This is a genomic window from Arthrobacter sp. HMSC06H05 (assembly GCF_001807395.1).
Taxonomy (GTDB): domain Bacteria; phylum Actinomycetota; class Actinomycetes; order Actinomycetales; family Micrococcaceae; genus Pseudoglutamicibacter; species Pseudoglutamicibacter albus.
In genome coordinates this window covers 1-738 of sequence record NZ_KV788992.1, presented here as the reverse complement: position 1 = coordinate 738, position 738 = coordinate 1, and the positions used below count along the sequence as shown (strand labels likewise).

The following is a 738-nucleotide window of genomic DNA, read 5'->3' as shown; positions in this document are numbered from 1 at the left end:
AAATCAGTTACCGACTAGTGGGGAGCAGTTTTCATTGAGAGCACGAAGTTCGCTGAGCGAACATCAGCGTGAGCAGTTGGTTGAGTGTTTCGAGCAAGGCATGGGTTATACAGCCGCTGCCAAGACTCTTGGTGTCTCCAAATACGCCGTCCGTACGCTGCGTCGTCGGTTTCAGCTGCATGGCAGGCTATGTCTTGTGGAGAAACCGACAAAGCAGCAGTACTCGTTCGAGATCAAGAAGGAAGTTGTCCAACGCCACCTTGCCGGCGAGACAAAGATGGATCTTGCCCGTGAATTTGGCCTGTCGTCAGACAAACTCGTCAAAGATTGGTCCCAGAAATGGCGTCAAGGCGGCGATGACGCGTTGAAACCGAAGCCGAAGGGCAGACCCAAAGGCTCGGCCTCACCGAAGCGGCTTACAGAAGAAGACAAGCTGCGCCGTCAGATCGCACGGTTGGAAGCGGAAAACGCGTATCTCAAAAAATTGCGGGACTTGAGGAACCAGGGACACGCCTGAAAGTCCAGGCGATCGTCATCCTCAAGTCACAGCATCGTCTGCAATACCTTTTGGATGCGGCAGGCATGCCGAGGTCGACGTTCTTCTACCACCAGAAACGCCTCAACGAACCGGATAAGTACGCGGCACTCAAAGACGCGATCCGGGAGTGCTTCGAACGGAACAAGCATCGCTACGGCTACCGGAGGGTGCTACTTGACCTGCGCAACCAAGGCTGGGTG

General features: G+C 54.9%; 1 pseudogene. It reads left to right on the top strand.

Annotation, left to right across the window (positions count from 1 at the left end):
* Window positions 1-187: 187 nt before the first annotated feature.
* Window positions 188-738: pseudogene (locus HMPREF3160_RS09890) on the top strand (helix-turn-helix domain-containing protein); the annotation flags it as partial.